The organism is Breznakibacter xylanolyticus (genome assembly GCF_003254275.1).
In the GTDB taxonomy this organism is placed as follows: domain Bacteria; phylum Bacteroidota; class Bacteroidia; order Bacteroidales; family Marinilabiliaceae; genus Breznakibacter; species Breznakibacter xylanolyticus.
Map to the genome: position 1 here is coordinate 1 of NZ_QKZK01000008.1, position 12,716 is coordinate 12,716.

At 44.3% G+C, this 12,716-nt stretch carries 11 protein-coding genes and 1 pseudogene; 7 read left to right on the top strand and 5 right to left on the bottom strand.

The genetic code is table 11. The features are described 5' to 3' along the window. The 5 genes and pseudogenes from LX69_RS17720 to LX69_RS06090 form a co-directional block, all read left to right on the top strand. Window positions 1-400 (top strand): annotated as a pseudogene (locus LX69_RS17720) (hypothetical protein); the annotation flags it as partial. Between the two features lie 181 nt (window positions 401-581). Further along, complete coding sequence (locus LX69_RS06075) at window positions 582-791, top strand: helix-turn-helix transcriptional regulator (RefSeq protein WP_111444942.1); 210 nt, start codon at window positions 582-584, stop codon at window positions 789-791. Beyond that, window positions 788-1,120 (top strand): HipA N-terminal domain-containing protein, encoded by a 333-nt coding sequence (locus tag LX69_RS06080; RefSeq protein WP_111444943.1) that lies wholly within the window; start codon window positions 788-790, stop codon window positions 1,118-1,120. Before LX69_RS06075 ends, LX69_RS06080 begins: the two co-directional genes overlap by 4 nt. Then, window positions 1,117-2,058 (top strand): HipA domain-containing protein, encoded by a 942-nt coding sequence (locus LX69_RS06085; RefSeq protein ID WP_111444944.1) that lies wholly within the window; start codon window positions 1,117-1,119, stop codon window positions 2,056-2,058. The genes LX69_RS06080 and LX69_RS06085 overlap by 4 nt, the downstream gene beginning before the upstream one ends. A gap of 208 nt (window positions 2,059-2,266) precedes the next feature. Further along, on the top strand, window positions 2,267-2,695 hold the full coding sequence (locus LX69_RS06090) for a hypothetical protein (RefSeq protein ID WP_111444945.1): 429 nt from the start codon (window positions 2,267-2,269) through the stop codon (window positions 2,693-2,695). A gap of 125 nt (window positions 2,696-2,820) precedes the next feature. Here LX69_RS06090 and LX69_RS06095 read toward each other — a convergent pair whose 3' ends face one another. Continuing rightward, window positions 2,821-3,837 carry a tyrosine-type recombinase/integrase gene (locus tag LX69_RS06095; protein WP_317046397.1) on the bottom strand — a complete coding sequence of 339 codons (1,017 nt, stop codon included), beginning with the start codon at window positions 3,835-3,837 and terminating at the stop codon, window positions 2,821-2,823. Between LX69_RS06095 and LX69_RS17725 the strand changes: the two genes are divergently transcribed. Then, window positions 3,794-3,946 (top strand): hypothetical protein, encoded by a 153-nt coding sequence (locus tag LX69_RS17725; RefSeq protein ID WP_170124263.1) that lies wholly within the window; start codon window positions 3,794-3,796, stop codon window positions 3,944-3,946. The two genes, LX69_RS06095 and LX69_RS17725, sit on opposite strands and share 44 nt — an antisense overlap. A 187-nt stretch (window positions 3,947-4,133) precedes the next feature. Here the strand turns inward: LX69_RS17725 and LX69_RS06100 are convergent, their stop codons facing one another. Further along, a complete protein-coding gene (locus LX69_RS06100; protein WP_111444947.1) occupies window positions 4,134-4,520 on the bottom strand; it encodes a T9SS type A sorting domain-containing protein in 387 nt (128 codons plus the stop codon). A 111-nt stretch (window positions 4,521-4,631) separates the two neighbouring features. Continuing rightward, window positions 4,632-5,783: a leucine-rich repeat domain-containing protein gene (locus LX69_RS06105; RefSeq protein WP_111444948.1), complete on the bottom strand. Its 1,152-nt coding sequence runs from the start codon at window positions 5,781-5,783 to the stop codon at window positions 4,632-4,634. A gap of 511 nt (window positions 5,784-6,294) precedes the next feature. Here LX69_RS06105 and LX69_RS06110 point away from each other — a divergent pair. Next, entirely contained in the window at window positions 6,295-6,921 is a 627-nt protein-coding gene (locus LX69_RS06110; RefSeq protein WP_111444949.1) for a fibronectin type III domain-containing protein, read from the top strand. 93 nt (window positions 6,922-7,014) lie between these two features. Here the strand turns inward: LX69_RS06110 and LX69_RS06115 are convergent, their stop codons facing one another. Then, complete coding sequence (locus LX69_RS06115) at window positions 7,015-8,691, bottom strand: T9SS type A sorting domain-containing protein (RefSeq protein WP_170124264.1); 1,677 nt, start codon at window positions 8,689-8,691, stop codon at window positions 7,015-7,017. Between the two features lie 559 nt (window positions 8,692-9,250). After that, window positions 9,251-12,643: an Ig-like domain-containing protein gene (locus tag LX69_RS06120; protein ID WP_111444951.1), complete on the bottom strand. Its 3,393-nt coding sequence runs from the start codon at window positions 12,641-12,643 to the stop codon at window positions 9,251-9,253. Between the last annotated feature and the right edge of the window lie 73 nt (window positions 12,644-12,716).

Genomic DNA, 12,716 nt, shown 5'->3' on the forward strand with positions numbered 1-12,716 from the left:
AGGCAACACCTGTCAAGAATTTCAAAGAACTACTGCCGCAATTTATCAACAGGGACTTGATATAAATAGATGGGGTTGCTGGGGTGGATACTTTGATCCAAGCGAGTTTGTACATTTTCGCAAGCGGATCGTCATAGAAGGCGCTGAAGCGTTGCTGAAAATCTCGATCCAACTCTTCGGCAGGGAGCTGGTGATGGGTGATGTGTACATCGACACCACAGTTCTGGAAAAGAACGTGACATTCCCCACTGACAGCAAGCTCTATCGAAAAGTCATCGCCCAAAGCCTTATCATCGCCAAGCGTGAAGGCATCTGGCACAAATCAATCCGAATTAGCCAGCTTCGTTGTAAGCTTGGCCTTGGCCTCCTTATTTTCAAATCCTCGTTAACATGGCCTTGACCTTGCTATTTAGCCATCACTAATAATCCCCATCTATACTATACCCGAAAGGGTATATTCTAGTTTTTAATCAGCATTATTATACCCGAAAGGGTGCTATTGTTGCGTGCTTAGAAAAAACATACCCGAAAGGGTGTAATCTAAGATAAAAACACTATATTTACACCTTAAAGGGTATAAAATGAAATTAGCACGTTTTGTCAAGGAAAAGCGAAAAGCAGTGAATCTCACACAGCCTGAGCTGGCAGAAAAAGCGGGTGTAGGTTTACGTTTTGTTCGAGAATTAGAACAAGGAAAGCAAAGTTTACGATTGGATAAAGTAAACCAGGTGCTGCGTTTATTTGGCTATGAAGTAGGTGCTGTTCCTGCTAAAAAGGAAAATGAACAATGAGAAAGGCAATGATAAAAATGGATACGCAATTGGCAGGATGGCTATCGCAAGACGATAGTGGGTATCATTTTGAATATGACAAAGCGTATCTAAGCCAACCAGAAGCAAGACCCGTAAGTTTAACGCTGCCATTGCAGGACGCTATTTATACATCGAATGTGTTGTTCCCATTTTTTGATGGATTAATTCCAGAGGGTTGGTTGTTAGATATTGCCGAAAAAAATTGGAAGTTAAATCCGAGAGACCGTATGGGGTTACTGCTAGCCTGCTGCAAAGATTGCATCGGAGCAGTAAGTGTAGAAGCACTAAAAGCGGAGGATATGCCATGAATAGATGTTTATTTTGCTATCAACCATTGACTGAAAAAGAATTGGACTATCATGGCTCTTGCTCAAAAAAGATATTTGGGCAGCCATCAGCCCCTCTATTGCCATACTCGGAAGCCGATTTAGAGCCTTTAGCAAAAATGGTCATACAAAGTCAAACAGCCGTGACTGGTGTTCAGGCTAAATTATCCCTTCATATAGCAAGCGGTAACAAAGATGATTCGGCGAAAAGATTTACCATCGTTGGACTATGGGGGGGATATATATTGAAACCACCAACAGAATTATATCACCAACTGCCCGAGGTGGAAGATGTAACCATGCATTTAGCCCGTTTAGCTAAAATTAAAACGGCTCCTCATAGCCTCATTCGTTTGGCATCAGGCAACCTTGCTTACATTACCAAACGAATAGACAGAACGAAAAAAGGGAAGCTTGCAATGGAGGATATGTGCCAGTTAGCCGAGCGACTTACCGAAGATAAATACCATGGTAGCTATGAGCAGATTGGCAAAGCCATCCAGAAATATTCTGCCACTTCGGGTTTAGACGTTGTCAATTTCTTTGAGTTAGTTTTGTTTTCTTTCTTAACAGGCAATGCTGATATGCACCTCAAAAACTTTTCCTTATTGGAGCAACCGGGATTGGGTATGGTGCTATCACCAGCTTATGATTTAGTAAATACATCATTGGTCAATCCGGCCGATGATGAAGAGTTAGCATTAAATCTCAATGGGAAAAAAAAGAAACTAAAAAAACAAGATTTTATTGCAGCTATGACCACATTGAAAATAAACGAAAAACAGCAACAAAATATTTTCACGAAAATGGTAAATGCGAGAGCAAAGTGGATGGAGCAAATAGACATCAGTTTTTTAAGTGATGAATTTAAGAATCAATATAAAACAATAATAAATGAAAGGTTGAGTCGTATTGTCTGATTCCAGATGAATGAAAATGAGGTGTTAGTTCTGTTCACTTAATATTTAAACCGTCTCTGAGAGTTTCTCCAAAACATTCAGAGATCTTTGAAAGGCTTAAGACAAACAGTCGAAAATTTTAAGTATCTATATTTTTATATATGATCAAATAATTCTAAATTGAGTTCATGGTTCTTGATTATTTCTAAACATTTAAACATTCCAAGTCATGAACAAACTCATCATTCCTCCCGACCACCAACGTGCTTGCCTCAATGTGTTAGAGCATGTGTCGCAAAACATGCCTTTTAAACGCGACGAATTCAAGTTGCTCGACAGTGCCATCCGATGGATGAAAAAGCCATCGACTCGTTTCACGTTCCAATTTGGCATTCGCCTGTCGTATGGGGGCGAATCGACTTACATCGATATTGAGTATGACGGATGGTTGTTCACCATGTCGCAATGCAACGTGGCACGCTACCCCGATTCGGGCAGTGATTGGTACACTGCTTATGAATTTAAGCGTAGTCCTGATTACCAAAATGAACAGGGTGAAGTGTACAATTGGGAAAACATGGCCATGAATTTATTGGGGTATTATGGGCAGGATGATGTGTGTGAGACGCTTGAAGTGACCATTAGTAGGGTGGGGTGATTTAAGAATGTTTTCAGCATATGAACTCGAATAACTTTCTGTATATCCGTTGGTTTAACACGTGAATTTCTGCTAATGCCTCATTATATGAAATCTTGTGATGCGTAAATTTTCCTAATGAAAATTTACAACAACGCTTTGCTCGCCTCATCCAGCACATCATTCTCAAAACTGTCCAGATAAATTTGAGTAGTGCGTTCACTGTCGTGCCCCATGGCTTCGCTGATCACCGAAGTGGAAATACCGGATCGCTTCAATACCGTTGCGTAAGAGTGACGGGCAACATAAGTGGTAAGTGGTGTCGTGATGCCTAATTGTTCACCAATGCTTTTCAAGTCTTTATTTGTTTGACCCAAAACTTTGTGTACGAGGTTTTGAATACTCACGGGGGTGTTGTGTCTATGTTCATCCAGAATGGGAAAGATGTACGAATCCTTATCTCTATAATTGCTATCTCTGTAAAAGGCGAGTATTTCAAGAGCCGGATCTAACAGCAGGATGTTGTAGTATTTATCGGTTTTCAATCGGGTATAGGTCAGTCGGTTCGCTTTGATGTTATCCCATTTGAGCATTGCTATATCCGAGAAATTTATTCCCCGATTGTAATAACTGAATAAAAAGATGTTTTTAGAGCGGTGCAACTGACTGCCCGGTTCACATGCAAAGTTGCGAATCAATTCAATCTCTGCTTTAGAAATAGCTCGTTTAATGGTCTTTGTGCTTAGATGTGAGATCTTATAGGTGTTGAAAGGATAAATGTCTTTTTTACATGCACCTTCGGCGATAGCTCTATTAAGGACAGCCCGCAATGTTCGCATGTAAAAAGAAATCCCATTGTCAGTGGTGCCTCTCGATTTAAAATCGGCCTCATATTTCTTTAAAAACGATACAGTAATATCCCTAAACGTCAAATCCGTTCGTCCATCTTTTAAAATGAATGTTCGTATGGAATTTTTCAAATCGAAGTAACATTTGGCAGTACCGAGTGAACCTATGCCACAGGGGCAACGGGGGCGTTGACAATCGGTTGGGCAGGCTTCTACCATGTTTCGGGTGAAAAGCGGGACGGTCTCCCTTTGTCCTCCCGATAACACGCCCATGATGAAATCACATGGTGGCACCGTTGCCGGCGCGTGGCCCATCCACCAAAGCACCAGGGTCGATGCCTCCGACATTGTGTCGAACAATCCCCTCCGAACTCATCGTTGGGGGGGCGTGAGCCGGTGGCAGGGACGTATCGGTTGGCGGTGAGGACACCCTTTCGCGGAATCACATTCGTAAAAGCGCCCCGCACAACCACGATTGACAAAACACTACGGTTTGATGACCCGGCTAAAGCATCTTCATCATCACAAGAAAAACAGAGCTTCTATCAAAAGAGCCGCCGGAAACACTTCCCGACGGCTCTTTCAATTATCAGCACAAGCGTGCGAAACCCTTATTTTTTAATGAGTTTCAGCACCCGCTCATTCACTTTTACCAGGTAATTGCCTTGCTTGAGGTGACCCACAGGCACTTCGCCACCCACATCAACCGTGGTGGTAGTCACCACACGGCCGGTGAGGTCGGTGATGGTGACATCGGCAGGTTGCTCAATGCCCGATACCCTAAAGCCATCGGGGGTGGGGTGGAGCGACAGGGGCGCAGCAGGAGGGGTGCTACCAATGTCGGTGAATGTGGTTTTAAGGGCTTTGGTTCCAGATAATGCGGGGAAGGTGGCATTGGTCATTTCGCAATATATCTTTTCGTTTGGGATCTTCAAAAAAGTGAATATGCCTTCGTTATTGGTATAATCTTTTTCGTCTGTCAGGGTGATGCCACTCATGGTTTTCCAGGTATAAGAGGTGTAATAGTCATTGTTGAGGATTAGGCTGCTCAGGTCAATGGGAGTATCGATTTCAAACGAAGTGGCAATGTTTATTAAATTCTGAGGCGCTTAGCACACATGTGTCATCGGTGGTAAGGTGCCAAAGGTCAAATGATTAAAAGAGCAGTCTAGCCCCTCGTAGAATCTATTCGGTGCTACATTGAGCGAGGTGAGCTTGTTATGAGAACAATCGAGAGCAGCCAAAGCCACATTGTGGCGTAAATCGAGCGTGGTGAGTTGATTATAGTGGCACAATAGCCTGAATAAAGCTGTATTATGGGTCACATCCAGCGTGGTGAGCTGATTCGTGCTACATTCTAGTTCTTCTAAAACCGAATTATGCAGCACGTCGAGCGTGGTGAGTTGATTATTGTTGCAGACCAACGTTTTCAACCCTGTATTGTATGATATGTTCAGCGTGGTGAGCTGATTAGAGCTATAATTTAGCGCTTTCAAAGCGCTCTGATGGCTCACATCGAGCGAGGTGATATTATTATTGCTACAATCAAGTGATGACAATGCCTTCACATGGGTCAAATCGAGCGAGGGAATACGATTGCTGCAACAGTTTAACTCTTGCAAAACTGCATTTTGGCTCACATCGAGCGAGGTAATTTTATTATAGCTACAATCAAGTGATGACAAAGCCTTCACATGGGTCAAACCGAGCGAGGTAATACGATTGCTGTAACAGTTTAGCTCTTGCAAAACCGCATTATGGCTCACATCAAGCGAAGCGAGCTGATTCGTGTGACAGATGAGCGTTTCTAAAGCTGTATTCTTTGTGACATCGAGCAAGGTGAGCTGATTCACTTTACAATCAAGGTATGCTAAAGAGCCATTGTGGCTCACATCAAGCAACGTGAGCTGATTCGAGTAGCAGATTAGAGTTGTCAAATCAGCACTTTTTGTGACATCTAGTGCGGTTAAATTTTGGCGGCGGCAATTTAAAACACTGATAGCTGACCCATATATTTTTACAATGCGTGATCCTAAAATGGTGCCATCTATATCATTACAACATGTACTAATTGTTTTAGATACCAACTGACCATCCCCAAAATCTATCTGCACCTCAGTTGGGTCTGATTTGGTGGCCAAACTAAACCAAATGGTTTCCCCCACTTTTTTTGCCGTTGTCATGGTTATCACCGGTTCGTTGGCTAAGGCTTTTGCATTCAGGCAAATCAATGCCAGCAGCAGGAGTAACGTTTGTTTCATGCTTGTCGATTAAATTTTTTGATCATCTGTTTTGTTAAGTGTCGGCTAAAGTAGAAAAAAAGTTTATAACGGTTAAAAGTTAAATACGTTTTAATGATTAAGTTTAACATCGGTTTTGTAAACATGCATCCGCTTTATGGTGGTTGAAGGCTGTGTACATAGGGGTTGCAGCACATTCAATGAATATAAAGATGACTCATTTCGGTTTTAAATGATGTCATTTTAAGTTGAAATGACATCGTTTTAAGTTAGAACAACATCACTTTAATGGGAGATGATATCATTTCGGGTTCAAATGATATGGGTTTTAATGGAAACCACATCATTTGAATGTCGAATGATATCATTCGGCGTTCAAACGATATCAGTCCGTAACTGTATGATATCATTTGTTGGCCGAATGATGTGGTAACGCACTGAAATGATAAAGTTGATGGTTAAAAGCATGCCGTTAAGAAAGAAAAATTGTATCAGCTTAATATTTTATTCACTTAATTAAATCAAATTCCTTATGTCGAAAGTAAAATTGGAACTCAGCAAAAAAACAGCTGCACAAAAAATTGACCTGGGTAAAACCATTGTCTCCAAAATGACCGGCAATGCCACCTTTGCAACCCCCAATCCGCCATTGGCTGCCATAACAACGGCCATTACCAACCTGAGCGCAGCAACCGCCGAAGTGGTGGCTGCCCGCAAAACGGTTGAAGTTAAAATGATTGCTGCTAAACTTGCTGAAAGTACGCTCGACAGCCTGTTGACACAAGAAGGCAATTATGTCGAAAACATCAGCAATGGCGACGAAGCCAAAATATTGAGTGCCGGCATGGATGTCCGAAAAGACGCCTCGGCAGCGGTTGCACTGCCCGACAAAGTGGCCTCGGTCAATGCCACCATTGGCGACAGTGCCGGCGAAATTGACCTGTCGTGGGACAAAATTGAGGGCGCCAAAAGTTACGTGGTCGAAACTGCCCTCAGCAGCATGGATCCTCTGGAGTGGAAGCACATGGTGGTGTCGACCCGCTCAAAAGCCGAGGTAAACACCCTCAAAAGCGGCGTTTCGTACCACTTGCGGGTGGCTGCCGTGGGGTCGGTCGGGCAGGGCCCCTGGAGCGACCCCGTGGTGAAGGTGGCTCCCTAAGCAATAATGCTGCCTATACATCAGATAACAAAAGAGCCGCCGGATACATTTCCGGCGGCTCTTTCTTTTATCATGCACAAGCGTGCGAAACCTTTACTTTTTAATGAGTTTCAACACCTGTTGGTTCACTTTAACCAGATAGGCTCCTGACTTGAGGGCGTTAACAGCAACATAACCATCTATATCCACAATAGAAGTAAGTACCACACGGCCGGTGAAATCGGTGATGGTCACGATAGTTGGTTGCACAATGCCAGACACATTAAAGCCATCCTCACAAGGGTTGGGATAGATAGACAATGTAGGTGCTAAAGAGGCATCTTCAACAGCATTGGAGATGCCAATGGTGGTTAAAGTGGTTCTAAGCACATTGGAACCCGACAAATCGGGAAAAGTGGCATTGGTAATCTCGCAATAGACCTTTTGAGATGGGATGGTTATAAATGTGGTAATGCCATCGTTGATGGTATAATCGGTGCCGGCGGTTAGTGTTGTGCCGCTTTCGGTTTTCCAGGTATAGGTGGTGGTATTATTACCCACAGTGAGCTGGCTGCTTAAGTCAATGGGGGAATTGATAGCATATGTAGTTGCAATAGTTATAGATCTCTGAGGGGCATATTTAAAATAAGTCATCGTACTGAGGGGTAAGGTTGAATAGGTGAGGTAATTGTATCTGCATAATAAAGATGTCAAAGACGTATTCTTGGTCACATCAAGCGAGGTGAGTTGGTTTAATTCACATTGCAAGGTTGTTAATGCAGTATTACTGGTTATATCGAGAGAAGTGAGTTTGTTATTGTCGCAGTTCAAAATTTTCAATGCAATGTTCTTGGTCATATCGAGCGTGGTGAGCTGATTTCGGCAACAGTCTAAAGATGTCAAAGACGTATTCTTCGTTACATCAATGGATGTGAGTTTGTTGTGATCGCAATACAGAGTTGCCAAAGCAATGTTCTGGGTCATATCGAGTATGGTGAGCTGATTATAACTGCAGTATAAGTTTATCAAAGAGGCATTCATCAATACATCAATGGATGTGAGTATATTATTGTTGCAGTACAAATATGCTAAAGCTGTATTTCTGGTCACATCAAGCGAGGGAAGCTGATTGTTGCTGCAGTCTAAAGTTGTCAAAGACGTATTCTTAGTCACATCGAGCGTGGTAAGTTCATTGTTGTTGCAGTACAAAGATGTCAAAACTGTATTCTGGGTCACATCGAGCGTGGTAAGCAAATTGTTGTTGCAGTACAAAGATTTCAAAGATGTATTCGTAGTCACATCAAGCGAGGTGAGCTGGTTAGTATTGCACCACAAACGTATCAAAGCCGTATTTTGAGCTACATCGAGCGTGGAAAGCTGATTATTGTAGCAAGACAATGTTGTCAAAGCTTTACTCTTGGTCACATCGAGCGATGTGAGCTGATTATCGAAGCAATCCAAACCTTTCAAAGATGTATTCTGAGTCACATCAAGCGTGGTGAGTTGATTATGGTAACAGTCTAAATATTCCATAGATGTATTCAGTGTCACATCGAGCGTGGTGAGCTGATTATGGTGACAGGACAAAGATTTCAATGCTGTATTTTGGGTTACATCTAGTGTGGTGAGTTTGTTTGAGTAGCAGTTAAAACTTGTCAATGACGTGTTTTTGGTCAGATCGAGCGTGGTGAGCTGATTTTCATAGCAAGACAAAGAACGAAGAGTCGTATTCTGAGGCAAGTCGAGCGAGATGAGCTGATTCTCGCTGCAGGACAGTTGTTCCAATGTCATATTCTGGGTTAGATTGAGTGAGGTGAGCTGATTTTTTTCGCAGTACAAAGTTGTCAAAGTCGTATTATTCGTGACATCTATTTCTGTCAACATTTGAGAACGACAGGATAAAACGTTGATTCCAGCCCCATATATTTTCACTGTTTGTGAACCCACAAGTGTGCCATCGATAGTTGTAAAATAAATACCAATTGTTTTATTAACCAGTGTGCCATCTCCAAAATCAACCTGAACAACAGTATTAGCATTAGTGGCACTCAAAATAAATGAAATGGATTGATTTAAACTTTTAGCCGTTGTCATGGTTATAACAGGTTCAACAGTTTCGGCCTTAGTGGTGATGCAAATCAATGCAAATAACAGTAGTAAAGTTTGCTTCATGTTTCAGTTTTAAATTGGTTGATAGTATGCTTAATTTAGATTGGCTAAAGTAGAAAAAAACATCACACAGATTAAAAGGAAAACACGTTATATATATAAAAAGGGAGAGAAACAAAAAAGAGCCGCCGGATACATTTCCGGCGGCTCTTTCTTTTATCTGCACAAGCGTGCGAAACCTTTACTTTTTAATGAGTTTCAACACCCGCTCATTCACTTTTACCAGGTAAGTGCCTTGTTTGAGATGACCCACAGGCACATCACCATCCACATCAACCATCGTTGTGAAAACCACACGCCCGGTGAGGTCGGTGATGGTGACATCGGCAGGTTGCTCAATGCCCGATACCCTAAAGCCATCGGTGCAGGGGTTGGGGTAAACCGACAACGAAGGTTTGCGTTCATCGGCAATGCCGGTGCTCAGGGTGATGGTAAACGAAGCCGTGGCCACGTTGCCGGCCGCATCGGTCACGGTTAACACATAGCTGCCCGAGGCATTGATGCCGGTTCCCGATGCATATGCCACAGCTGTGCCTGCATCTTTGGTGAGGGTGGCCGTGCCTTCGTTAAAGGTGGGCGATTGGGCTGAGGTGTAAGTGCCACTGTTAACAACTCCGCTGATCACAGGCGCCTCATTGTCGTAGGTACGTGTCAGCGAAGTGGCTGCCGTGCTGAGGTTGCCGGCTACATCTTGAGCCACACCGGCTGCAATGGCCACGGTGACCAAACCTTGGCCAGATGGTGTTACCGAGAAAGTATAAATAGTGCCATTTCCTGAGAAACTTCCGATAGTGCCATTGGTAAGGGTTACATCCGAATAGATAAAATTAGTTACCGCCTCGCTAAAGGTTACAGTTACAGGAATGGGCGTGGTGTAGGTGATGGCAGCTGATGTGCTTGTAATTGTTACCGTGGGCACAACGCCATCAATCACAATGGCTTTGTTGGCACCCAGCGAGTTGGCCGCGCCGGGGCTGGGCAACGTAAGGATAGCATTGTTGCCGGCAACATCTTTGATGGTTCCTCCGGCCAGACTTAACGAGGAGATGCTTGTATAATCCAAATCGGCAATCACATGACCAGTGCCTACAGTATAGTTAAAAGTCAGCGTTGATGAGCCGCTGCCCATACTGTAAGATGCCGTTCCTCCTGTGGCCAGTGCAAGCGTAGGCGTGCCGGTAACCCCTACAGATTCGCTGAAATTAACGGTGATGGCAATCACATCGCCAATTTTGTAGGCCCCGTTGGCGGTCGTTGAACTTACCGAAGTCACCGTTGGCACAATGGCATCGACTTTCACTCCTGTGGTACTGCCCACACTGATTAATGTAAGGGTGGAATTGTTGCCCGAGGCATCTTTTAATGTGCCCCCATTGGCGGTGATGGCTGAACCCACTGATATGCCATCGTTATCTGCATTGCCTGATGCCACGGTGTAACGGAATATCAATGCAGAGGTGCCGCTGCCGCTGACATAAGTAGCATTCTTCGCTCCCCCCGTGTTGAGTGTGATGGATAAATAGGGAGTGCCACCGGCTGTGACCACCGTGATGGCTTTGTTAAAATTAACTGTGAAATTTAGATTTTGACCTGCCACATAAGTGCCATTGGAAGGAACCGATACCGATGTAACAGCAGGCAACGCATCGGTGGTGAAGGTCAACACCGAGCCATATACCACACCTTCTGAATTGATGGCGTAAGCTCTGACCGAATAGCCGGTATTAGGTGTTAACCCTGACACCGATTCACTAAACAGCCCCAAGCCATTACCATTTGTGTCTTGCGTAACGCCAGTTCCGCCAATGGTTGGGTTGGCATTAACGTTTGTTTGGGCATAAACAACCCCTCGACCGGTCACGGTGGCTCCGCCTGTGGCCGTCACGTTACCGCCCAAAGTCGCCGTTGTGGTTCTAAAGGTGGCAATGGTACTGGTACTAACGGTGGGAGCGTCCAAATTATTGATGGTAATGGTAAAGGCTTTCTCGAAATACAAGCTGCCCTGATCGGTGGTGCGCACCCTTACCGAGTAGCTGTTTTTGGCTTCGAAGTCGGGACTGTTGGTAATGCGCAAATTGGAGCCACTGATGTTGAACGAAGCATTGTCGGTGTCTCCCGTACCCGCAACCAGAGTGTAGGTAAAGGTGTTGCCCGCATTGGGGTCGGAAGAACTAAGGGTTCCCACGGTACTGTTGCCCGCCACGTTCTCGTTGATGGTGGTGGCCGACAATGAGATATTGGTAGGTGTTTCGTTTAAAACGACAATGGTGGTTAATGTGGTACTAAGCGACAAATTGGGGTATGTGCCATTGGTCATTTCGCAATAGACCTTTTGGGCTGGGACTTTAACAAAAGTGGTAATGCCACCACTGATGGTATAATCGGTGCCAACGGCTAAAGTGTAACCGCTCGCTGTTTTCCAGGTGTAGGTGGTGGTGGTACCATCAATGGTGAACTGACTGCTTAGGTCAACCAAACTGCCGGTGTTAATGGTAGCGGGGATGGTGAGATTAGCTTGGGGGGCGTAATTATAGACGGTCCATGTTGATTGTTTAGTGGGAAGCGATGCAAAATTGAGTTGGTTACTGTAACAATTGAGTGTTGTCAGCGCGGTGCACTTGGTCACGTCAAGCGCTGTTAATTGGTTGTATTCACAGGAAAGATCTGTCAGCGCAGTGCACTGGGTCACGTCAAGCACTGTTAATTGGTTGTTTACGCAGGAAAGATCTGTCAGCGCAGTGCATTGGGTCACGTCAAGCACCTTCAATTGGTTGCTCCTACAAGCGAGATCTGTCAACTTGGTGCAGGAGGTCACTACAAGCGACTTCAGTTGGTTGTAGCTGCAGTTCAAAGTTGTCAAGGCGGTGCAGGGGGTCATATCAAGCGCAGTCAGTTGGTTGATGCCGCATTCGAGATATGTCAGTGCAGTGCAGGGGGTCACGTTAAGCGACTTCAGTTGGTTAGCGTTGCAGCTAAGATATTTCAGCGCGGTGCATTGGGTCACGTCAAGAGTAGTCAGTTGGTTTTTGCCACAGGAAAGAGTTGTCAGCGCAGTGCAGGGAGTCACATCAAGCGCAGTCAGTTGGTTGTTATTGCAGAAGAGGGATGTCAGTGCGGTGCATTGGGTCACGTCAAGCGCCTTCAGTTGGTTGTTGTCGCAACTGAGATATTTCAGCAGGGGACAGGGAGTCACATCAAGCAATGTCAGTTTGTTACTGCCGCAACCGAGAGTTATCAGCGTGTTACAAGAGGTCACGTCAAGCGCAGTCAGTTGGATGCCGCCGCAGTAGAGAAAAACAATGCCGCTTCCATAAATTTTTATTGTCTGAGAACCGATTAAGGTTCCTGTAATCGTAGAAGAAGCCTGATCAACATATGCGATTATGGTTTTATTAACCTTGTTGCCATCTCCAAAGTCTACCTGAACAGGGGTGTTTGCACTTTGAGCAGCTAAATAAAACGTAATGCTTTGCCCAACAGCCTTCGTCGTTGTCATAGTAATGGCCGGTACTGGATCTGCAGCCTTAGCGTAAAGGCAAATCACTGCCAACAGTAAGAGTAAAGTTTGTTTCATGTTTTTATGATTAAAGAGTTTGATAATCTGTTATATTAAGTGTTGGCTAAAGTAGAAAAAAAACATCAAACAG

What these genes read in the sequence shown, in the direction of transcription:
- LX69_RS06075 (WP_111444942.1), top strand. Translation starts at nt 582, where the DNA reads ATGAAATTAGCACGTTTTGTCAAGGAAAAGCGAAAAGCAGTGAATCTC.
- LX69_RS06080 (WP_111444943.1), top strand. Translation starts at nt 788, where the DNA reads ATGAGAAAGGCAATGATAAAAATGGATACGCAATTGGCAGGATGGCTA.
- LX69_RS06085 (WP_111444944.1), top strand. Translation starts at nt 1,117, where the DNA reads ATGAATAGATGTTTATTTTGCTATCAACCATTGACTGAAAAAGAATTG.
- LX69_RS06090 (WP_111444945.1), top strand. Translation starts at nt 2,267, where the DNA reads ATGAACAAACTCATCATTCCTCCCGACCACCAACGTGCTTGCCTCAAT.
- LX69_RS17725 (WP_170124263.1), top strand. Translation starts at nt 3,794, where the DNA reads ATGATGAAATCACATGGTGGCACCGTTGCCGGCGCGTGGCCCATCCAC.
- LX69_RS06095 (WP_317046397.1), bottom strand. Translation starts at nt 3,837, where the DNA reads ATGGGCCACGCGCCGGCAACGGTGCCACCATGTGATTTCATCATGGGC.
- LX69_RS06100 (WP_111444947.1), bottom strand. Translation starts at nt 4,520, where the DNA reads ATGAGTGGCATCACCCTGACAGACGAAAAAGATTATACCAATAACGAA.
- LX69_RS06105 (WP_111444948.1), bottom strand. Translation starts at nt 5,783, where the DNA reads ATGAAACAAACGTTACTCCTGCTGCTGGCATTGATTTGCCTGAATGCA.
- LX69_RS06110 (WP_111444949.1), top strand. Translation starts at nt 6,295, where the DNA reads ATGTCGAAAGTAAAATTGGAACTCAGCAAAAAAACAGCTGCACAAAAA.
- LX69_RS06115 (WP_170124264.1), bottom strand. Translation starts at nt 8,691, where the DNA reads ATGACATTGGAACAACTGTCCTGCAGCGAGAATCAGCTCATCTCGCTC.
- LX69_RS06120 (WP_111444951.1), bottom strand. Translation starts at nt 12,643, where the DNA reads ATGAAACAAACTTTACTCTTACTGTTGGCAGTGATTTGCCTTTACGCT.